This is a genomic window from Glaciecola sp. MF2-115, assembly GCF_047250385.1.
Classification (GTDB): domain Bacteria; phylum Pseudomonadota; class Gammaproteobacteria; order Enterobacterales; family Alteromonadaceae; genus Glaciecola.
The window spans coordinates 1-20,262 of the sequence record NZ_JBLBVM010000035.1 but is presented as its reverse complement, the minus strand read 5'-3'; the positions used below and the strand labels follow the sequence as shown (position 1 = coordinate 20,262).

19 protein-coding genes are annotated in these 20,262 nt (G+C 41.9%); 11 read left to right on the top strand and 8 right to left on the bottom strand.

The features are described 5' to 3' along the window. The first annotated feature begins 5 nt into the window (after positions 1–5). Together ACKLNX_RS02185 and ACKLNX_RS02180 are read left to right on the top strand one after the other, a co-directional pair. Positions 6–359 carry a 2OG-Fe(II) oxygenase gene (locus ACKLNX_RS02185; RefSeq protein ID WP_412971074.1) on the top strand — a complete coding sequence of 118 codons (354 nt, stop codon included), beginning with the start codon at positions 6–8 and terminating at the stop codon, positions 357–359. Between the two features lie 111 nt (positions 360–470). Further along, complete coding sequence (locus tag ACKLNX_RS02180; RefSeq protein WP_412971073.1) at positions 471–902, top strand: nuclear transport factor 2 family protein; 432 nt, start codon at positions 471–473, stop codon at positions 900–902. A gap of 130 nt (positions 903–1,032) precedes the next feature. On the opposite strand, the gene polA is transcribed toward ACKLNX_RS02180, so the two are convergent. Beyond that, complete coding sequence (polA, locus tag ACKLNX_RS02175; protein WP_412971072.1) at positions 1,033–3,831, bottom strand: DNA polymerase I; 2,799 nt, start codon at positions 3,829–3,831, stop codon at positions 1,033–1,035. A gap of 739 nt (positions 3,832–4,570) precedes the next feature. On the opposite strand from polA, the gene ACKLNX_RS02170 reads away from it, so the two are divergent. Continuing rightward, positions 4,571–6,022 carry a TrkH family potassium uptake protein gene (locus ACKLNX_RS02170; RefSeq protein ID WP_412971071.1) on the top strand — a complete coding sequence of 484 codons (1,452 nt, stop codon included), beginning with the start codon at positions 4,571–4,573 and terminating at the stop codon, positions 6,020–6,022. A 150-nt stretch (positions 6,023–6,172) separates the two neighbouring features. Here ACKLNX_RS02170 and ACKLNX_RS02165 read toward each other — a convergent pair whose 3' ends face one another. From ACKLNX_RS02165 to def, 5 genes are all read right to left on the bottom strand, one after another. Beyond that, on the bottom strand, positions 6,173–6,712 hold the full coding sequence (locus ACKLNX_RS02165; protein ID WP_412971070.1) for a hypothetical protein: 540 nt from the start codon (positions 6,710–6,712) through the stop codon (positions 6,173–6,175). 261 nt (positions 6,713–6,973) lie between these two features. Next, complete coding sequence (trkA, locus tag ACKLNX_RS02160) at positions 6,974–8,353, bottom strand: Trk system potassium transporter TrkA (RefSeq protein ID WP_412971069.1); 1,380 nt, start codon at positions 8,351–8,353, stop codon at positions 6,974–6,976. A gap of 55 nt (positions 8,354–8,408) precedes the next feature. Beyond that, positions 8,409–9,842 carry a 16S rRNA (cytosine(967)-C(5))-methyltransferase RsmB gene (gene rsmB, locus ACKLNX_RS02155; RefSeq protein ID WP_412971068.1) on the bottom strand — a complete coding sequence of 478 codons (1,434 nt, stop codon included), beginning with the start codon at positions 9,840–9,842 and terminating at the stop codon, positions 8,409–8,411. Next, positions 9,839–10,780 (bottom strand): methionyl-tRNA formyltransferase, encoded by a 942-nt coding sequence (gene fmt, locus ACKLNX_RS02150; RefSeq protein WP_412971067.1) that lies wholly within the window; start codon positions 10,778–10,780, stop codon positions 9,839–9,841. The genes rsmB and fmt overlap by 4 nt, the downstream gene beginning before the upstream one ends. A 70-nt stretch (positions 10,781–10,850) precedes the next feature. Beyond that, the gene (gene def, locus ACKLNX_RS02145; protein WP_411695589.1) at positions 10,851–11,360 is read right to left on the bottom strand and encodes a peptide deformylase; all 510 of its coding nucleotides are present in this window, start codon (positions 11,358–11,360) and stop codon (positions 10,851–10,853) included. 244 nt (positions 11,361–11,604) lie between these two features. Here def and ACKLNX_RS02140 point away from each other — a divergent pair, with 244 nt between their 5' ends. From ACKLNX_RS02140 to aroE, 8 genes are all read left to right on the top strand, one after another. Next, positions 11,605–12,678: a LysM peptidoglycan-binding domain-containing protein gene (locus tag ACKLNX_RS02140; protein WP_411695590.1), complete on the top strand. Its 1,074-nt coding sequence runs from the start codon at positions 11,605–11,607 to the stop codon at positions 12,676–12,678. 91 nt (positions 12,679–12,769) lie between these two features. Beyond that, positions 12,770–13,972, top strand: a complete 1,203-nt coding sequence (gene dprA / locus ACKLNX_RS02135; protein WP_412971066.1) for a DNA-processing protein DprA — start codon at positions 12,770–12,772, stop codon at positions 13,970–13,972. A gap of 2 nt (positions 13,973–13,974) precedes the next feature. Then, entirely contained in the window at positions 13,975–14,451 is a 477-nt protein-coding gene (locus ACKLNX_RS02130) for a DUF494 family protein (RefSeq protein ID WP_411695592.1), read from the top strand. A 2-nt stretch (positions 14,452–14,453) separates the two neighbouring features. Continuing rightward, positions 14,454–15,077 (top strand): topoisomerase DNA-binding C4 zinc finger domain-containing protein, encoded by a 624-nt coding sequence (locus ACKLNX_RS02125; RefSeq protein ID WP_412971065.1) that lies wholly within the window; start codon positions 14,454–14,456, stop codon positions 15,075–15,077. Positions 15,078–15,119: 42 nt separating this feature from the next. Next, positions 15,120–15,662 (top strand): Sua5/YciO/YrdC/YwlC family protein, encoded by a 543-nt coding sequence (locus tag ACKLNX_RS02120; protein ID WP_412971064.1) that lies wholly within the window; start codon positions 15,120–15,122, stop codon positions 15,660–15,662. A 35-nt stretch (positions 15,663–15,697) separates the two neighbouring features. Further along, positions 15,698–16,612 (top strand): oxygen-dependent coproporphyrinogen oxidase, encoded by a 915-nt coding sequence (gene hemF / locus ACKLNX_RS02115; protein WP_411695595.1) that lies wholly within the window; start codon positions 15,698–15,700, stop codon positions 16,610–16,612. A 180-nt stretch (positions 16,613–16,792) separates the two neighbouring features. Further along, positions 16,793–17,494 (top strand): OmpW/AlkL family protein, encoded by a 702-nt coding sequence (locus ACKLNX_RS02110; protein ID WP_412971063.1) that lies wholly within the window; start codon positions 16,793–16,795, stop codon positions 17,492–17,494. 153 nt (positions 17,495–17,647) lie between these two features. Next, entirely contained in the window at positions 17,648–18,496 is an 849-nt protein-coding gene (aroE, locus tag ACKLNX_RS02105) for a shikimate dehydrogenase (RefSeq protein ID WP_411695597.1), read from the top strand. Between the two features lie 33 nt (positions 18,497–18,529). On the opposite strand, the gene ACKLNX_RS02100 is transcribed toward aroE, so the two are convergent. Together ACKLNX_RS02100 and ACKLNX_RS02095 are read right to left on the bottom strand one after the other, a co-directional pair. Continuing rightward, entirely contained in the window at positions 18,530–19,060 is a 531-nt protein-coding gene (locus ACKLNX_RS02100) for a gamma carbonic anhydrase family protein (protein WP_412971062.1), read from the bottom strand. Between the two features lie 84 nt (positions 19,061–19,144). Next, on the bottom strand, positions 19,145–19,762 hold the full coding sequence (locus ACKLNX_RS02095) for a LysE family translocator (RefSeq protein ID WP_412971061.1): 618 nt from the start codon (positions 19,760–19,762) through the stop codon (positions 19,145–19,147). Positions 19,763–20,262 lie beyond the last annotated feature (500 nt).

Genomic DNA, 20,262 nt, shown 5'->3' with positions numbered 1-20,262 from the left:
TTTATATGTCTTTTCTGAGTAAATTATTTCGTTGGGAACGAGGACGGCAAAAGTCAGGCTACGATAAAATGCTATTGTGTGGAGCATTGTGGCCTATTAAATTTGATACATATCTACTCAAATTTGCCGAAGGTAGTGAGATAAAACCGCACACTGATAAGGTAGCATCAGGTAAACATTATCGATTAAATATCGTCATAAAAAACGCTGATGTAGGCGGCGAATTTATTTGTGCTAACCCCATATTTGAAACAAAAAGGATTAAACTATTCCGCCCAGATACTAGCGAACATCAAGTATCTAAAATAGTAAAAGGTAATAGGTATTTGCTTAGCATTGGGTGGGTAAAAAACACCTAACTAGGGTTTTCGAGTCGGACAAATTACAGTTGGCTTTTTGTTCGTGCCTCACTTATTTTAGCCAACTACAATTTGTCCCTTAACAGTGAGTTATTTGCCACAGGATCACTTATGTATACCCTTAAAGCTCTAGGATTTGTGTTTTTACTGATATTGACGCCCTATGTTCAATCCACAGAGCAAACACCAACTCACGTAAATACAGTCGAAAGGTTCGTTGCTGCCTTTAATGCACAAGATAGTGGCGCTATGGCAAGCCTTGTCGCTGATGATATTGAGTGGTTGAGTATCGTAAATAACGAAATCTCTGTTGAGGCTAAAGGTAAAACTAATTTAGTTGAGAGCATGGATGCTTACTTTAAGTCATGTCCAACATGTCGGTCAGAACTTTCTGAGATGATTTCTACTGCTAGCAGAGTAAGTGCAATAGAGCTTGCTAGTTGGCAAGGAAAAAATGCTGCCAGCTCGCAAAGAGCTATTTCTGTATATGAATTTTCAGGCGGCCTGATAACACGCGTTTACTATTTTGCGGCAGAAAAATAAAAGGCACATAATTGAAACATTTGAAAACCCGCTAATAGCGCAAACACGACCAATAGCGGGTTTCACAAAGATGTTCGAGCTTCAAACCTTAATACTAGTTTAAAACTTTGATACGCACTTTCAAATCACGCTAGTGCGCTTCGTCCCAGTTGTTACCAATACCAACATCGACAACTAATGGCACATCAAGCTTCACTGTTTTTTCCATCAAAGATTTAATCTTGGCGACATATTCATCAAGGCGTTCTTCTTTAATTTCAAACACTAATTCATCGTGCACCTGCATGATCATAAGAATATCTTCATCTTGAATATCGTTGATCCAAGCATCGACATCGATCATGGCTTTCTTAATGATATCGGCTGCCGTACCTTGCATCGGCGCATTGATAGCAGCACGCTCAGCCCCATTGCGGCGCATCGCATTGCTGGCTTTGATATCTGGCAAATACAAGCGACGGTCGAATACCGTACTAACGTAACCTTTTTGTTTGGCACTTTCTCTTGTCGATTCCATATAGCTCAATACGCCAGGGTAACGCTCAAAGTATAAATCCATGTATTGCTGAGCATCATAGCGCGAAATATTAAGTTGCTTCGAGAGACCGAATGCCGACATGCCATATATCAACCCGAAGTTGATAGCTTTGGCACTACGACGTTCGTTCACCGACACCTCATTCAAGGGAACATCAAATACTTCCGCGGCAGTTGCGCTGTGAATATCTTTTCCTGAAGAGAATGCGCTAACTAAGCCATTATCTTTACTTAAGTGCGCCATAATCCGTAATTCAATTTGGCTGTAATCGGCAGCCACGACTTTATACCCAGGGCGTGCAATAAAAGCTTGGCGAACTTGCCTGCCTTCAGGGGTACGAATTGGAATATTTTGTAAGTTAGGATCTGTGGATGATAATCGACCTGTCGCAGTAATTGCTTGGTGATATGAAGTATGCACGCGGCCAGTGCGATGATGGATCATCTTAGGTAATTTTTCAGTGTAGGTATTTTTGAGTTTCGTTAAGCCTCTATATTCCATGATCATCTTCGGAAGTTCGTATTCCAAGGCAAGCTCTTGTAAAACTTCTTCAGAAGTCGACGGTGCACCTTTCGGCGTTTTCTTCACTACCGGCAAACTCATTTTTTCAAAAAGTATGTGCTGCAGTTGCTTCGTTGAACCTAAGTTAAACGACTCTCCAGCTAACTCGTGAACTTCGTTTTCTAGCTCCATGATACGAGCGGCTAGTGTTTGGCTTTGCTGACCTAAAAGTTGACTATCAATCAATACGCCGTTTTGTTCCATTTTTGCCAACACTGATGAAAGGGGGACTTCAATGTCGTTTAGAACCGAGGGTAAAGCGCCTTTATCTTTTAGTAACATTTGCAATGCTTCGTGCAAGCGCAATGTTACGTCTGCATCTTCTGCCGCATAAGGAGCGGCTTCTTCTAATGCAATTTGATTGAAGGTGATCTGCTTGGCACCTTTACCTGCGATATCTTCAAAATGAATGGTGTTGTGGCCCAAATATTTTAGAGACAAGCTGTCCATGTCGTGTCTAGTTGCAACGCTGTTTAATACGTACGATGCCAGCATAGTGTCTGACAATATGCCTTGCAATTTAATGTTGTAGTTAGCTAAAACGTTCTTATCGTACTTAATATGCTGACCAATTTTCTTCGCTGCTTTATCTTCAAGGATGGGTTTTAGCTGTGTTAGTACTTCATCGCGATCAAGTTGCTCTGGAGCGCCCGCGTAATCATGACCGACGGGAATGTAACAGGCTTCGTTTTCTGCTGTTGAGAACGAAAGTCCAACCAACTCAGCTTGCATGTAGTCGATACTCGTTGTCTCTGTATCAACCGCGTAATAATCTGCTGCGTTGATTTTTGCTATCCACTCATCGAGTTGAGATTGTGTTAAAACAACGTCATATTTGGATCTATCAAAAGCTTGTGTTGCAGCACTCTCGATCTGCTCGCCGTTGTTCGCTGATTCTTCACCATCCGTTGTCATTGGTTTACTTGCAGCATTCGCATTCGTAACACTGCCGTCACTCACTTCAGCCAACCAACGTTTAAATTCGTACTCAGCGAACAGAGTTTGCAGAGCGGGTTTATCCATTTCACCCATGTTTAATGTCGTCGGCTCGTACTCAAGTTTTAACTCACACTCGATTGTTGCGAGTTCATACGACAACATCGCTTGTTCTTCATACTGAGCCATTTTTGCGCCCATCGTTTTCGCGCCACGGAACTCAAGACTGGCGATCTTATCAAGGTTTGCATAAATCTCTTTTAAGCCACCGATGCCATTTAACATCGCAACAGCGCTTTTATCACCCACACCCGGAATACCAGGAATGTTATCTACTTTGTCGCCTTTCATTGCGAGGTAGTCGATGATGAGCTCTGCAGGGACACCAAACTTTTCGACTACACGGGCTTTATCCATAGCAGTGTTGGTCATTGTGTTAATAAGTGTAACGTGATCATCAACCAGTTGCGCCATGTCTTTGTCGCCGGTGCTAATCACACATTCGATGCCTTGCGCAGAGGCTTGGTGAGCGAGAGTACCGATAACATCATCGGCTTCAACGCCGTCTTCCACAATAATGGGAAAACCCATCGCTTTCACAATTTCATGTAAGGGTGCTATTTGTGAACGAAGCTCGTCAGGCATAGGCGGACGATTAGCTTTATATTCTTTATAAATATCATCACGAAATGTTTTACCTTTCGCATCAAATACTACCGCGATATGGCTTGGCTTATAGGTGCTCATTAGGCTGCGGAGCATATTTACTACGCCATAAATAGCTCCAGTATCTTGCCCTTTTGAGTTCGTAAGAGGCGGGAGGCCGTGGAACGCTCTAAATAGGTAAGAGGAACCGTCAACTAGGACTAGTGGGCTTGTTGATTGTTTTTCCATCATCTGCTCGTATTAATACTTTATAGAATGGAGAATGCCATATTTATTGGCTTGTAGCCACAAATTGCTTTTTATAAAACCTGTGGATAAGTCTGTGGTTAAATTGATGGAGGCGCACTTCATCGTACCTTTCCTAGTTAAAGGAAACGCATTCCGTATGAGGGCTAACTACAATAATTGATGAGGAAAATCTGAATCCTGTTATTATTTTTATTCCCTTGTGCACTTTGCTTGCACTATTTCTTTTTAAAACCTCTTTGAAGAAGTTTGCGACTAGCATTTTCTACCAGTCAAAGGTTACTTGCTGCTTAAGGAAAGCTCGATAGCTCGAGAAAAGAGCGACTAAAGTAACCGCTAAAATCTAACACAAAATGAGCTATTTCCAAGCATTATTTTCAACTAATTTAATTGTTCAATGAGAACAAGAAGTTACTAAAAAATGAAAATATTGGCACTATTTTGGCAACGTATTTGGCAGCGTATTGACTCTGCCACTATCTCATTTTCAAAATTTCAGAGAGTAATTCTTTAGAATTTGGAGAAATAAATTGGATCTCAGTCCGATTCAATTTACCATCGCTTATAAGGTGCTCTAGCTTACTCATTATTAAGTGAATTTCATTCACCAAGAGCACATTATTATAAGATCTTGAAAGACCCTGCGAAAGCATTCCTTAAGTTGGCGTTTTTTAAGTTTTGCCTTGTAATAAGCAAGTAATAACAAAAAGGCATAGTGTAAATGCAATACCGCGCCATCATTCGTATTTTAGGACTACTCGTCGCTCTATTCAGTGTAACGATGATCCCTCCTGCATTGATTTCTCTTATTTATGGCGATGGCAGTGGCTTGGCTTTCGTCCTTGCTTTTGTTCTCTCAATTCTTACAGGCATTGCCTTTTGGTATCCAAACCGTCGCTCGCGTGCAGACCTTAGAGCAAAAGAAGGCTTCCTAATAGTCGTGCTATTTTGGACGGTACTGGCGTCGTTTGGTGCGCTTCCTTTCTTACTCCTTGAACAACCGCAGATGAGTCTTACTGACGCTATGTTTGAGGCCTTTTCAGGCTTAACCACTACCGGTGCGACGGTCATTGAAGGGATCGAATATTTACCTAAAGCGGTGCAATTTTATCGACAACAACTGCAATGGCTAGGCGGCATGGGTATTATCGTGTTGGCTGTGGCAATCCTACCTATATTAGGTGTAGGTGGTATGCAGCTATATCGTGCGGAAACTCCAGGACCAGTTAAAGACTCAAAAATGACGCCGCGTATCGCCGATACGGCTAAGCACTTATGGTACATCTATTTGTCGCTTACTACCGCTTGTACTGTTGCATATTGGATTGCCGGTATGAACTTATTTGACGCGGTCTGTCATGCATTCTCAACTATCGCTATTGGCGGTTTTTCTACTTATGATGCGAGCTTAGGCTATTTTAATAGCGTCGCCGTAAATGTGGTGTGTGTTGTTTTCTTGTGGATCGCTGCACTTAACTTCTCATTACACTATGCAGCTGTATCTGGGCGGAACATTCGAAACTACTTTAAAGATCCAGAATGCAAAGCCTTCTTTACGATCCAGCTAAGCTTGGTCACGCTATGCTTCTTGGTACTCGTTTATCATACCGTCTATGAATCTGCTGAAATGGCACTCGATCAGGCATTGATTCAAGCCGTATCTATTAGCACGACGGCAGGTTTTGCTACCACTGATTTTTCCTCATGGCCCGCATTCTTGCCGATCATTTTGATATTCTCTAGTTTCATTGGTGGCTGCGCAGGTTCAACAGGTGGTGGCCTCAAAGTTATTCGTGTTTTCCTCCTGTTCTTACAAGGAAAGCGTGAAGTCGATAGGCTTATTCATCCAAAAGCCGTTTATGCAGTTAAGCTGGGCGATCGTGCAATGCCAGAACGTGTGGTTGAAGCGGTATGGGGGTTCTTTTCTGCCTATGCGATTGTGTTTGTTGTTATTATGATTGCGCTCATCGCTACAGGAATGGATGATATAACGGCCTTCTCAGCTACGGCAGCAACCCTAAATAACTTAGGTCCAGGTCTCGGCGCTGTTGCTGGTACATATGCAGATGTAGCTGATGCAGGAAAGTGGTTGTTAGTAACTGCGATGCTATTTGGTCGACTCGAAATATTCTCTTTATTAGTTTTGTTTTCGCCGACTTTTTGGAGAAGTTAAGGCCTATTGGCTCTTTAGTATTTCGCTAAGACAGAGTGAATCTAATCTCTCTCGCTATGTTTATCCCCCATTAACTAAGTGTTTTAGACTGGGGGACTGCTCTTAAACTGTCATGACTTGATTGCGTCGTTAAACATTTCACTACTAGATTTAATTGCCATCGGCCTTGATACCTAGCTCTTCTTCCAATATTTGTGCGGCAAAATTTACGCCAGCGAGGCTATTAATTCTCCAAACACCTTGTTCTTTGATAAACTTCCACTTTCTATAGATATCATCGTCAGCATGATTGCTTTTATTTTTTATTGCGGCTGTTAGTTTAACGCGAACCGACGACTCAACACCTTCTTTAATGTTGTGGAATTTGCCAAAGTCTTTCACGCTTAAAGTCAATTCCCTGCAGGAGGCTTGTGTGACAGAGGTATATAATTTCTTGAGTTCAGCCGATTGCATTATTGCTTCTTGGCCTTTTGAGGAAAACATTTGTTGACTGGCTTCAACGTCACAGCTATTTACTGCAGTCAAATATGCGTCAATGATTGGACTAAAATTATCCTTAATAAAAGTATCTTCTTTTTGTCTCTCTTCGGCCAGCTCCTTTTCGTACTCATAATCCATATAAACGATAAATGAACCAGCAACTAAAACCAAAAACAAAGCAACCAGACCTACAATTTTTAAAACCTTCAAAGTCTCTCCTTAGATAAATATATAATTTTCAATATGATAGCTACAATCTACCGTTTCATGTTTGTAGAGGCAAGTAAATAAAATTATGAGAGATAAAGAGTAGATTGTAAGTGAAGTTGTTATCTATCTGGTTGGTTCATACCTTGATTGAGGAGATTCCTTCCTGAGAAGGAAAGACGATGTGGTGGTTCTAAAACGAAGGAAATACGAGTGGGTAGTTCTCAAACAAAGTAAAACTAGCGCCAACTAAATTAATAGCAACTACCCAAAAAACAATGCGCTAGGTTGGAACAATTTCTCGACGTCCCAAATAAACTTCTTATCGACTAAGAACAAGATAACGTGGTCATTGGCTTTTATCACAGTATCGCTGTGAGCAATAATAACTTCATCTTCACGCACAATCGCGCCAATGGTTGTGCCTGGTGGTAATCGTATTTCTTGTATTTGTTTGCCAACTACTTTGGACGTGCTTTCATCGCCGTGCGCGATTGCTTCGATGGCTTCCGCGGCACCTCTTCGCAATGAGTAAACGTTGACGATATCGCCACGACGAACATGAGTTAGAAGGGCGGATATTGTTGCTTGTTGCGGTGAAAAGGCAATATCAATCTCGCCACCTTGCACTAAGTCTACGTATGCACTTCGCTGAATGAGCACCATCGCTTTCGCGGCTCCCATTCGCTTAGCTAACATCGCAGACATAATATTCGCTTCATCGTCATTGGTAACAGCGATAAAAGCGTCGACTTGTTCTACGTTCTCTTCACTTAACAAGCTTGAATCTGACGCATCGCCATGGAATACAATCGTTTTGCCAAGCATGGTCGAAAGCTCTTTCGCCCGTTCTGCGTTATATTCAATTAGTTTAACGTTGTGCTTATTCTCAAGTCGTTTCGCAAGCCCAGCGCCAATTAAACCACCACCGGCAATCATAATACGTTTGTAACTCGACTCGAGCTTTTGCAGTTCACTCATTACCGCACGAATATGTTTGGTATCGGCTATGAAGAAGACTTCGTCATCAGCTTCAATCACGGTGGAACCAAGCGGGCGAATCGGCTTGCCACGACGATATATCGCCGCGACTCGGGTATCCACATTCGGCATATGTTCTTTTAACGCCGACAATGCATGCCCAACAAGTAAACCACCATAATAAGCTCTTACTGCTACTAAGCTGGCTTTGCCGTCAGCGAATTCAACTACTTGTAAGGCACCAGGGTAATCGATTAAGCGCTTTATTGCTTTGGTAACGAGTTGTTCCGGCGCAATGAGGTGATCAACTGGAATATCGTTATGTTTGAATAGGTGTTCTTGATAAATAATGTATTGTTCCGAGCGTACGCGGGCTATTTTTGTAGGCGTCTTGAATAGGCTAAATGCCACTTGGCAGGCCATCATGTTGCTTTCATCGCTATTGGTCACCGCGATAAGCATGTCGGCATCAGCAGCGCCTGCTTTTTTTAACACGTCAGGATGTGAGCCCACGCCACATACAACCTGTAAGTCGAGTCTGTCTTGGAGGTTTCGCAATGTATCCATATCTTGATCGATAATGGTAATTTCGTTCTTTTCGCCAACTAAGTTTTCGGCTAATGTGCCGCCAACTTGTCCTGCGCCTATGATGATGATTTTCATTGCTTTATTTCCTGATGCCAGAATGACTCGAACACGTAAATTTTAAGCTCAAGTATCAAGACTTTAGCAGTCTTGCATAATAGAAACCATCCATTTGTGCTTGCCCTGGCAATATTTGTAAGCCTGGGCATTCTGGTGTGTCATTTTCATGTAAGGGCACTAAACTGGCATCTGCTTGTGTCGCTAAAAAAGCGGCGATTTGTTGTTCATTTTCTTGTTTTAATATTGAACAAGTTGCGTATAACAATGTGCCACCGGGCTTAAGACGTTGCCAAATTTGCGCCAGAATCACTTTTTGTAGTGCCACTGTGTTTTCGATGTCAGTGGCTTTTCTCAACCAACGTATATCGGGGTGGCGACGGATAACGCCAGTGGCGGAGCAGGGCGCATCCAATAAAATACGATCGTACTGTTTATCTTTTAATACGCGATTCAAGACCTCTTCACTTGAGGCATCAACCACATACAAGTTTAATTTGTCACCAAAACTCTGGTCGTGACCTAAGCGCTGCATGTTCTCATCAACGCGCTCAAGACGCTGACCATCGCTATCTATCGCATCTAAGCTTGCTAGCTTTGCTTGGCTCTCTAGAATGTGAGCGGTTTTCCCACCTGGTGCTGCGCAACAATCTAATACATCGTCGCCAGGCTGCACATCCAATAATTCGGCAGCAAGCTGTGCCGCCAAATCTTGCACCGCAAACAAACCCTCATCGAAACCGGGCAAAGCGGTAATATCAGTGCGCTTAATCAGTTTCAATGCGTGAGTTGCATTCACGTCCAATAAATTTAGTGGTTCTACGCCATTATCAACTGCTTCATATTCAATACCTTGGGCATCGAGTTTCGCTGTGTAATTTAGCGTGCTGCCTTTAGCGGCGTTAACGCGCAACCATAAAGGAGGGCGTGCGTTAATTTGCTCAGCAATCTCGGCGACCTGATCTGGATAATGTTGCAATAGTTGCTTGTGTAACCATTTAGGCAAACCAACTTGAATGTGCGGGACATCAATTTCTTGTTCGGCTAAATTTTCTCGTTGAAAATTTCGTAAATTAGCATTAACCAAGCCTTTCAAACGGTGTTGGCCTAATGCGGCACAAGCTTCAACCGTTTCTGAAACGGCTGCGTGTTCTGAGGTGCGGGTAAAAACGAGCTGATAAAAACCGAGCATGATCAGATGTTCAACAATTTTCTGCTCGCCTTTTAATGGTTTACTTAAAAGTTGGCGCAACCAATATTGCAACTTTGGCAGTTCGCGTAAGCAACCAAATACCATTTCTTGTAGCCATGCGTTGTCTTTTCCTTCATGGCGATCAAAAACTTTGGGCATAACTTCGCGTGAAGATTTACCATGTTCTAATATCTGAAATAACACCCAAGCAGCATCGGCTCGCATGTGTGGTCGATGGCTTAATTGGTAGGCGCTTTTTGTTTTATTTTTATAGCCTAATTTTGAAGGTGCTTTTTTATTTTTGTTAGAAGGCTTCATGCTATACGATGACCAACAACGAACATATCTGGTTTCCCATTAATAATATCGCTAACTGCTTGCGCTTTTTTGCCAGGGATTTGGATGAGAGTTAGTAGTAAATTATGCTCGCCTGTTGCCACTTCAATGCCGTTTTTATCTACATTCACAATTGTGCCGGCAGGAAGTTCTTCGAACGATTCTAATACTTCAACTTGCCACACTTTGATTGATTCATCTCCATACGCAAACCATACAACAGGCCATGGATTAAAGGCTCTAACATTTCGAGCGAGTTGATGAGCACTTAATGTCCAATCAATACGCGCTTCTTCTTTGGATAGTTTGTGCGCGTATGTTGCCTCTTCGTCGTTTTGCACCGACGGTGTTAAGTTTTCAAGATTGTCTAGTGTTTCAATTAGTGCTTCAGGACCTAATTCGGCGAGATCGTCATACAAACTTGCACTGGTTGCTGCTCCAGTGATGGCCATGCTTTTTTCTAATAATACTGCGCCGGTATCAAGCCCTTCATCCATTTGCATAATACTAATGCCGGTAAATTTATCACCTGCCCATATTGCACGCTGAATCGGAGCGGCCCCTCGCCATTTCGGCAAAAGTGATCCATGCACATTCAAGCAACCGAGTTTAGGTGTTTCTAGTACCGCTTTTGGTAGGATAAGACCGTAAGCTACAACAATCATTATGTCAGCGTTTAGCGCTTTGAGTTCTTCTTGCGCTTCTGCATTTTTCAATGACGCTGGCTGAAAAACGGGACTATTGTTTTCAAGTGCTAAGGTCTTCACTGCGCTTGGCATTAACTTTTTACCACGACCCGCTGGACGATCAGGCTGAGTATAAACAGCAACGACATTATGTTCACTAGCGTATAGCGCGGCTAAGTGTTTTGCAGCGAAGTCGGGTGTACCAGCAAAGATAATATTCAATGAATTAGCCAATGTATTCTCGTCCTTAAAACTAAAGTCAATGGAGCGTTAATAAGCTATGCAACAGAGTTTAGGTCTAAACCTAGAGCTTTGCCGCCAATTTAGCTTCTTTCTCAAGCTTCTTTTTGATTCGATCACGTTTCAGGGTAGACAGATAATCAACAAAGAGTTTGCCCTTTAAATGATCGAGTTCGTGCTGAATGCAAACAGCAAGTAAACCATCGGCCTCTAGCTCAAAAGGTTTACCGTCGCGATCCAGTGCTTTTACCGTGACTTTTTCAGCTCTATCTACTTTGGCGTAATTATTTGGAACAGACAAACAACCTTCTTCGCTAATGGTAGAACCTTCCATTTTCGTTATCTCTGGATTAATAAAAACCCTCGGTTCGTTTTGTTCTTCAGAAACATCCATCACCACAACACGCTTGTGAACGTCAATTTGTGTTGCTGCTAAACCAATACCTTTTTCGTCTTTCATGGTATCGAACATGTCGTCCACCAGCGTCTGAATTTCGCTGTTCACTTCCTCTACAGGCGTTGCTACAGTGCGTAGTCTCTCGTCTGGAAAGGTTAATACAGTTCTTACTGTCATTGTTAAAACCACTCATCTAGTCAGTATTAAAAAATATACTATTAATGCAGAATAGTTATTTAAACCTTGCATAATTTGTCTATTCTACCGCATAAGCCAAAGTCTGTGGACTAGATATGGGGTTAATTTTCTGAAAAATAAACCGATAACTATATAAATAGACCTAAAATTAATGTGTCTGTGGCAAAACTAGCCCGAAGTACAGGCGACTCACGAGCACACCAAGAGTAGTATAAGAATGACTATGATTAAAAAACTTTCGATGCTGGGCCTCATTGTTTTCGGGACGTTTATGATAAACGTTAAGTCAGCATTGGCGGATATTATCAATATTAAAACTGATGCTCCGCAAACCTATGTCGTCAAAAAGGGCGATACTTTGTGGGATATCTCGAATTTGTTTCTGGACCAACCTTGGCTATGGCCAGAGCTTTGGCGCAACAATACGCAAATCGAAAACCCGCACTTGATTTATCCGGGCGATGTTTTGCGTTTACGTTATGTCGATGGCCAGCCTGTTATGGAAATTGTGCGTGACAAGCCTAAGCTTTCTTTATCACCTGAGTCAGTTACAAAAACAAAGCCATCTCCTATTGGTGTATTACCTTGGAAGGCGCTTGGCCCATACTTTAGAAATGACAGTATTGTTGCTGTTGATACATATAACGACTTACCTCAGTTATTAGGTAATAACGACGGAGCAACAACCTTTGTCGCGAAAGATTTTGTATTGAGCCATAAGCCAATGAGCACGGATACGAATTACACCATTATTCGCAAGAGTAAGTTGTTAAAAGATACAGAAGGCAATGAATTGGGTTATCAAATTCGCAACATTGGCGAAGTTGAACTAATGAAGTCGGGTTCAGGAAATCAACAAATTGTTAGAGTTATTAAGAGTAATCGTGAAGCGCGTCAAGGCGATAAATTACATCCAGTTGAAGTGTTTGATAATTCCGATTTGATTTTGAAGGCTTCTACGGATCAAATAGGACGTATTATTGCTAATATCGAAGATCGTTCACTCATTGGAAAACGCGATGTAGTAGTCATTTCATTAGGTTCATCAGAAGTTGAACCGGGCACAATCATGGGCATATATGCTCAAGGGCCGACTATTTTAGACGGTGAGAAACCTAAATATCAATTGGGTATGAGCCCGATTAAAGAAGCATTCAGCGGTTCCGATCGTGTTGAACAACCCGCATTCAAAATTGGCGAGTTGGTAATATTCAAAACGTTCGAAAATGCCAGTTACGCTTGGGTTACAGAAGCTGAAAGGCATATGAAAGGCGGTGAGTATTTAGGGAAACCTTAATCACTTTTCTTTCATGCAGAAATAAGAAAACAAGTAGCCTAGGCTACTTGTTTTGTTTTAAGCCCTAAATAAAAAACCAAGGAAGGTTTGCATGATCACATCAGAAGAAGAAATCCGCTATTGGCTTGCGTTAACAGCCATCCCAAATGTAGGTATTAAGGGCTTATTAAAAACAGCCCAAACTTACAATACAACCTTATCAAACTTATTAAATGTTAAGTCGGAGGAGCTCGAAGCATTGGGCTGGCAAAGTGAACAAATTGCCTGCCTGCGCGAAGCTCACCCCTTCACACAAAAATGTATGACTTGGCTTAATGGCGACAGTCAACGCGGTATCATCACCTATGATTGCAATGAATATCCTGAGCAGCTTAAACAAATAGCTCAAGCACCATTGTTAATGTTTACCGATGGCGACCATCGCTTATTACAACAAGCACAATTAGCCGTGGTTGGTAGTCGGGGACCAACACACAGCGGTTTAACGAATACAAACATGCTTTTAAGTGAAGTACTGATGCAGTCACCTCTTGTCATTACCAGCGGTCTGGCATTAGGGATTGATGCACAAAGCCATCAAACAGCACTCGCATTTAGTCAAGAGGAAGGGCTGGGCAGAACTATCGCAGTGCTTGGGAATGGTATTGATGTTGTTTATCCGAAAAGGCATGCGCACTTGTATGAGAAAATTCGTCAGAACGGTCTATTACTTAGCGAATTCCCACCTAGTGTTTTGCCTTCACCAAAGTTGTTCCCGCGCAGAAATAGGATCATAAGCGGTTTGAGCTTAGGTACGCTTGTAAGCGAAGCTCGCATTAAGAGTGGCTCGTTAGTAACAGCCAAATATGCCCTTGAACAGGGAAGAGAAGTCTTCGCCATGCCAAGCAATATTAATAACAAACAAGCAGAAGGTTGCCATTGGTTAATCAAGCAGGGGGCAAAACTGACTGAATGTGCTCAAGATATCTTCGATGAGTTGCCGGAATTATCGATAAAAACAGTACAAAAACAGGAGGCTGAAAAAAAACCAAAACAAAACTTGGCAAGCCCAAGATTGTTAGATAGTGTAGGAGATACATCTAATCAAGACGTCGTTTGCAAGCCAGAGCATTATGATGAAAAAGACGATTCATCATTGCTTTTACAAGCGGTCGATTTTGATATCACTCCAATAGATGTTATTGCTAAGCGCACCGGACAATCAGTTTCCACATTATTTGTCCAGTTACTAGAATATGAGCTGCGCGGGTTTGTAACTTCTACGTCTGAAGGTTACCTTAAATTGAGGGGCTAAATATGTTTGATATCCTCATGTACTTGTTCGAAAACCTTGTACACAGTGGGAGCGAGTTTAGAGTCGACCATGACGAATTGGCCGATGAATTGGTTCGCGCAGGTTTTCATCACGACGAAATCTACAAAGCACTTGCTTGGGTTGAAAAACTTGCAGCCTTAAAAGAAACCGATTCCACACCTTACTTGTCTCGAGTGACGGTGCCTAACAGTACCAGAGTATATACGCCAGAAGAACAAATGCGTCTTGATGTGCAGTGCCGAGGCTTTCTCATTTTCTTGGAACAAGTAAAAGTCCTAGATATCAGCACGCGAGAAATGGTGATTGATCGCACAATGGAAATCGAATCCAAAGAATTCTGCTTAGAAGATCTAAAGTGGGTCATTCTAATGGTCTTATTTAATGTGCCTGGTAAAGAATGGGCTTATGAACAAATGGAAGATCTTTTGTTTGAAGTTCAGGAAGGTCCTCTGCATTAATAATGGCTAAAATTGATCACTCCTTATTTTCTGCCGATCAACATGCTTTAGATGAAGCCTACGGAAAGTGCCCTGAATGCGAGGGCCAACTAGTTTTAAAGCATGCGAACAAATCGTCGTTCCTAGCTTGTCAAAATTACCCCACATGCAAACACACCCAGCATTTACACAAAAACGATGTCACCATACTCAAAGTTATGGAAGGCACTGCTTGTCCTGAATGTGGGCAAGACTTAGCGGTGAAGAAAGGTCGTTACGGCATGTTTATTGGCTGCACCGGCTTTCCAGATTGTCACTTTATCGCCACTAGAGATATGGTTACGAAAGATGGCGTTGTTAAAAGTAGTTCAGACACGTCAGCAGATCATGACAGCATGAAAAATTCGGTTAAATTAAGCTGCCCAAAATGCAAGCATGGCAACTTAGTTAAACGTCAGAATAAATACGGCAAATATTTTTATGCGTGTGACGATTATCCAAAGTGCAAATATATGTTAAATTCCGCGCCTGTAAATACTGCTTGTGAAAGCTGTGCATGGAGAGTGATGGTGTTAGTGGATAAAAATCATCCTGAGAAGGGCTTGATTTGTCCACAAGTGAACTGTCAGCACAAACAAGCACTATAATCCTTATTAACAATTCAAGTTTCTATTTATTGAGGTTACTTCATGCAGGCCTTTGAGCATGCTTTTCGTCATCAACAATGTTTCGCATATCCTACCGAGGCGGTCTTCGGTTTAGGTTGTGACCCACTTTCAGAAGTTGCTATGCTAGAAATACTGCGTTTAAAATCCCGTCCTGTCGAAAAGGGCGTTATTCTTATTGCCGGTGACTTTGAGCAACTCAGACCTTTCGTGCATATTGAGAAAACACCGCCTGCGCATCAACAAAAAATATTCAATTCTTGGCCTGGTCCCACAACGTGGTTACTACCAAAAAGTAATTTAACGCCAAGCTGGATTAGTGGCGATTCTGAGCTAGTTGCAGTGCGAGTAACAGACCACTCTTTAGTGAAAAAAATGTGTCAGCGAGTGAATAGCCCGATGGTATCCACTAGTGCAAACCCTGCAGGCGCCGAACCAGCGCGCACAAGTCAGGAAGTGCGTTCCTATTTTGGCGATGAGCTTTTGATAGTCGATGGCAGTTTAGGAAAGCAACACACACCGAGTGTCATTATTAATGGACTCAATCTTCAAACCTTGAGAGCATAACGCCTCATGAAGTATACAAGAATGGTTTCACCCCTATGATAAAGCAGCAACAAATTGATGAAGTTAAAGCCTTTTTACTCAAGTTACAGGACGATATTTGTCAAACCTTAGAGTTGGCTGATGGCAAAGGTAGTTTTCATCAAGATGAATGGGTGCGCGAACAAGGTGGCGGTGGCCGTTCAAGAGTGTTGACTAACGGTGCAGCGATAGAACAGGGAGGTGTTAACTTTTCTCATGTTTATGGCGATCAGATGCCAGCATCCGCAACTGCTTCAAGACCTGAATTAGCTGGGCGTCACTTTCAAGCCATGGGTGTGTCATTGGTTATTCATCCTCACAACCCTTATGCACCTACCTCTCATGCAAATGTGCGCTTCTTTATTGCTGAAAGAGAAGGGGCTGATCCTATTTGGTGGTTTGGTGGCGGATTTGATTTAACGCCGTCGTTTGCCTTTAAGGACGACTGCGTACATTGGCATAAGGTAAGTAAAAACATCTGCGACCCTTATGGTGAAGATGTTTATGCTCGGTATAAAAAGTGGTGTGATGATTATTTTTATTTAAAGCACCGTAATGAAACTCGCGGTGTCGGCGGCTTATTCTTTGACGATCTAAATGCAGAAGGCTTTGATAAAAGCTTTAGTTTCATGCAAGACGTTGGTAATGGTTTCTTAGATGCTTACGTGCCTATTCTTGAAGCGCGAAAAAACATGCCCTTCACCCAGCGAGAGCGCGATTTCCAACTTTATCGTCGAGGCAGATACGTTGAGTTTAATCTAGTTTATGACCGAGGCACTTTGTTTGGTTTGCAAACCGGAGGAAGAACGGAGTCGATTCTAATGTCGATGCCACCTTTAGCGCGTTGGGAATATAACTACCAACCTTCGCCCGATTCACCTGAAGGTAAAATTCAAGCATTTCTTAAACCAAGAGATTGGTTGAACGAATAAGGCAAGCACCTCAGACACCCCACTTTTTTGATTCAGATCAAGCGAAAGATAAGCAATTGAGTCCTATTTCTAATCTTTAATCCAGATCAATATTTTTAATTTTTCTCGCCCTAAGATAAGCCCTATTCAAGGCGTTTGTCTTAACAGTTTATCCATTTATCAACTTAAGCGAGAACACATATGCAAAACACTTTCACAAAAAAATTAATATCAGGCGCCGTTATATCACTACTAGGAACGACTGCACTAGCACTCTCAAGTACGGCAATGGCTTATGAAAAAGGCGATTTCCTTGTTCGAGCTGGGTTTACTAACGTTTCGCCAAATGACGATGCTTCAAATATATTTGCTGGTGGTTCAGACTTAGGCGTAAGTTTGACGGTAGATAGTAATACACAATTGGGTTTGAACATTGCTTACTTTATTACTGATCAACTCAATATTGAATTGTTGGCTGCAACCCCATTTAGCCATGACGTTAATTTTAGTGTTGCGGATCCGCTAGGTACAGGTAACAAACTCGGTGAAGTGACGCACCTGCCGCCGTCTTTGACTGCCAACTACTATTTTCTAGATGCAGCTTCTGCTTTCCAACCTTACATTGGTGCCGGCCTTAACTATACAATTATCTTTGATGAAGAGTTTACTGGCGCAAATAAGTCAGCAGGTTTAAGTAATCTGGATCTCGATAACTCGTTTGGCCTAACCGCACAGGTAGGTGCTGATTACAAAATTGATGACAAATGGCACCTCAACGCATCAGTGCGCTGGATAGATATCGATACCGAAGCGAGCTTTAAAGTAGGTGAAGCAAATGGCAGTGTTTCAGATATTCAAATTGATCCCACAGTCTTTACGATTTCATTAGGTTATACTTTCTAAAGGCGCACTCTTAAAAACTTACTGCAGTCTAGCCGGCCCCAATTTTTGAATTGGGGCTTTTTTTATGAGAAATAATGTTAATGCTGGGGTTAATTATCAACTGCTTTAATGTATCCTCTTCATATAAATACTATTTTCAAAGTTAGCGTTAACGTGCCAGAAAATTTTACTTCAACGAAGAAGCTTGCTGTTTTTGGGGCCCCCATAGCACAAAGCAAATCACCTATTATTCATCAAATGTTTGCACAGCAATTTGACTTGAACATCACATATGAGCGGATCTTAGGTGAGCCAGCTATTTTTACTCAACAACTAAACGACTTCTTTGCCGACCCAAATGCGGTCGGGGCAAATATTACGATGCCTTTCAAAGAAGATGCCGCTAATTGGGCGAGTGAAAAATCGAGTGGTGTAAGTAAAGCGAATGCGGCAAATACCTTGATTAGGTTGAAGCAGGGCTTTCGAGCTGAAACGACCGACGGAAAAGGACTCGTCTCAGACTTATTGCGAAATCAAATCCATTTGCAGAATAAGGTGATTCTAGTTATTGGGGCGGGTGGTGCTGCAAGAGGTGCGATGGAAGCCTTACTAGCTGAGCAACCTCAGCAAATTTACATTACAAACAGAAGTAAGGAAAATGCGCATCGTTTGGTTGAAGTCGCTAATGACCAACGCGTTCAGGCTTTAAGCGAAAGCGAATGCGAAGATATGGTCTTTGATGTGATCATCAACGCAACGTCCTTGAGTTTAAATGGTCAACTCCCCGCATTATCGGACAAGATTTTTCATCCTCACCCATCGGTTTACGATATGGTTTATCAGGATGTAGATACATGTTTCGTGGCTAAAGCAAAATCGCTTGGCTGCACTCAAGCGATTGATGGCTTAGGAATGTTGGTGGGGCAAGCCGCCGAAAGTTTCTATTTATGGTTTGGTTTGCGACCCGATGTTACGCCAGTATTAGAGTATCTTCGCCAAGAGTTGAAAGATTCTGTGAATTAACAGTGAAGAATGAATCAGTAATCTTTCTTTAGTTTATTGATTAAGGTACTCACGACTTAACTCCACATAGTTTACTGCACTTTGTTTTAAAAATGCCATCTCACTATCTTTTAGGGCTCTTTTCTTAACTGCCGGATTACCTACGTATAAATAACCACTTTCCAATACCTTGTTTGGAGCGACCAAAGATCCAGCACCGATGAAGACGTCATCTTCAACAGTCGCACCGTCCATAATAATGGCACCCATGCCCACTAAGATTCTATTGCCCAACTTACAACCATGGAGCATACATTTATGACCAACTGTTACATCATCACCTATAAGTAAGGGGTAGCCTTCAGGGTTTTGCGCTGACTTTCGGGTGACATGTAAAACGCTACCATCTTGAATATTGGTGCGTTCACCAATGCGCACAATATTTACGTCGCCTCGAGCTGCAACCAATGGCCAAACGCTACTTTGCTCGCCTATATGAATGTCGCCTACTAATACTGAGCTTTCATCTATATATACGGAATCATCTATAGTAGGGGTAATATTGCGGTAACTACGAATAGTCATAATGTTGCCTTATCAGTTTTAGGGTTATTATTTTAAGCGAGTAGAACTCTAAGCTTAGGATATTCAATATCGCACTTCAAATGCTTATGACAATGCTAACCAGATACCAACAAAGGCTAATAAGCTGCCAGCGATCCGATTCAACCAAATGACATTGTTTCCGCGGCTAAGTAAACGTTTTAAACCTTTACCACCACTCGCATATATAAGCATGCACAAAAACTCACTTAGCATAATAATAACTAGCAATACGCTAAATTGCAGCGCGATAGGTTTTTCGACGTCAATGAACGGGGGGAGTATTGAGACCATAAACGCCCAACCTTTTGGATTTGCCACTGCTGTTATATAGCCCTGTGAAATTAGGTTAATCCCTGTTAGCTGGCTATGTTTCAGACTATCCTGGCTTAAATCTCCTTTCGCCAACCACATTTTTATACCCAGATAAACAAGGTAAGCACCGCCGATCCACTTGAACCAAACAAATAACAATGGATAATTGAGCATGAGTGCAGCTACACCTAGCACCGCTAATATAGCAACAGTTGCAACGCCAAATACTTCACCAAGCATCATCCATAAGGTTCGGCGCAGGCCAACACTCATTCCCAAGGTCATTGCGAGTGTCATACACATGCCCGGCGTAATTGATATAAAAAACCACGTAGGAATAAAGACGGCAAGAATAGTAATGTCTGGCATAAGTAAATAGTAAAGTAATAGTTAGTCTACCTTCTATTATTCACTAAGAAGAGGAGCCTTACATTATTTAAAATGAGAAAAGATAAGTTTATTTAACAAATTTGCTAAGAAATTGTTAATGAAAGTCCCTTTTTTGAGCCTTTCGTACTAAATATCGCCAAACAGTCATAAAAACCAAACTTTTTTCATATTGGGGCTTGAACAACATGTTTTAATCTGTAGAATGCGCGCTCTGTTCAAGGGAGGCAGGCAAACATTAGTTTGTAGCGTCACTAGAACGGTTAGCTTTAGTATAATTTGAATTGGTTTTATATAGCTTTAACGCTAAGAAATAAATTCAAATAAAAATATAAAAAAGCTTGACAATAAAACTGATGCAGGTAGTATACGCATCCCGCTTGAGACGGTACTTTAAGTCCTCTTCAAGCCGCCAGTGAAATAGAAAGAAGCTGGCATGTTCTTTAACAATTTATAACAAGACAATCTGTGTGGGCACTCAT

Excerpts from the sequence above, each read along its gene's own strand:
- ACKLNX_RS02185 (WP_412971074.1), top strand. The coding sequence starts at position 6 with ATGTCTTTTCTGAGTAAATTATTTCGTTGGGAACGAGGACGGCAAAAG.
- ACKLNX_RS02180 (WP_412971073.1), top strand. The coding sequence starts at position 471 with ATGTATACCCTTAAAGCTCTAGGATTTGTGTTTTTACTGATATTGACG.
- polA (WP_412971072.1), bottom strand. The coding sequence starts at position 3,831 with ATGGAAAAACAATCAACAAGCCCACTAGTCCTAGTTGACGGTTCCTCT.
- ACKLNX_RS02170 (WP_412971071.1), top strand. The coding sequence starts at position 4,571 with ATGCAATACCGCGCCATCATTCGTATTTTAGGACTACTCGTCGCTCTA.
- trkA (WP_412971069.1), bottom strand. The coding sequence starts at position 8,353 with ATGAAAATCATCATCATAGGCGCAGGACAAGTTGGCGGCACATTAGCC.
- rsmB (WP_412971068.1), bottom strand. The coding sequence starts at position 9,842 with ATGAAGCCTTCTAACAAAAATAAAAAAGCACCTTCAAAATTAGGCTAT.
- def (WP_411695589.1), bottom strand. The coding sequence starts at position 11,360 with ATGACAGTAAGAACTGTATTAACCTTTCCAGACGAGAGACTACGCACT.
- ACKLNX_RS02140 (WP_411695590.1), top strand. The coding sequence starts at position 11,605 with ATGATTAAAAAACTTTCGATGCTGGGCCTCATTGTTTTCGGGACGTTT.
- dprA (WP_412971066.1), top strand. The coding sequence starts at position 12,770 with ATGATCACATCAGAAGAAGAAATCCGCTATTGGCTTGCGTTAACAGCC.
- ACKLNX_RS02130 (WP_411695592.1), top strand. The coding sequence starts at position 13,975 with ATGTTTGATATCCTCATGTACTTGTTCGAAAACCTTGTACACAGTGGG.
- ACKLNX_RS02125 (WP_412971065.1), top strand. The coding sequence starts at position 14,454 with ATGGCTAAAATTGATCACTCCTTATTTTCTGCCGATCAACATGCTTTA.
- ACKLNX_RS02120 (WP_412971064.1), top strand. The coding sequence starts at position 15,120 with ATGCAGGCCTTTGAGCATGCTTTTCGTCATCAACAATGTTTCGCATAT.
- hemF (WP_411695595.1), top strand. The coding sequence starts at position 15,698 with ATGATAAAGCAGCAACAAATTGATGAAGTTAAAGCCTTTTTACTCAAG.
- ACKLNX_RS02110 (WP_412971063.1), top strand. The coding sequence starts at position 16,793 with ATGCAAAACACTTTCACAAAAAAATTAATATCAGGCGCCGTTATATCA.
- ACKLNX_RS02100 (WP_412971062.1), bottom strand. The coding sequence starts at position 19,060 with ATGACTATTCGTAGTTACCGCAATATTACCCCTACTATAGATGATTCC.
- ACKLNX_RS02095 (WP_412971061.1), bottom strand. The coding sequence starts at position 19,762 with ATGCCAGACATTACTATTCTTGCCGTCTTTATTCCTACGTGGTTTTTT.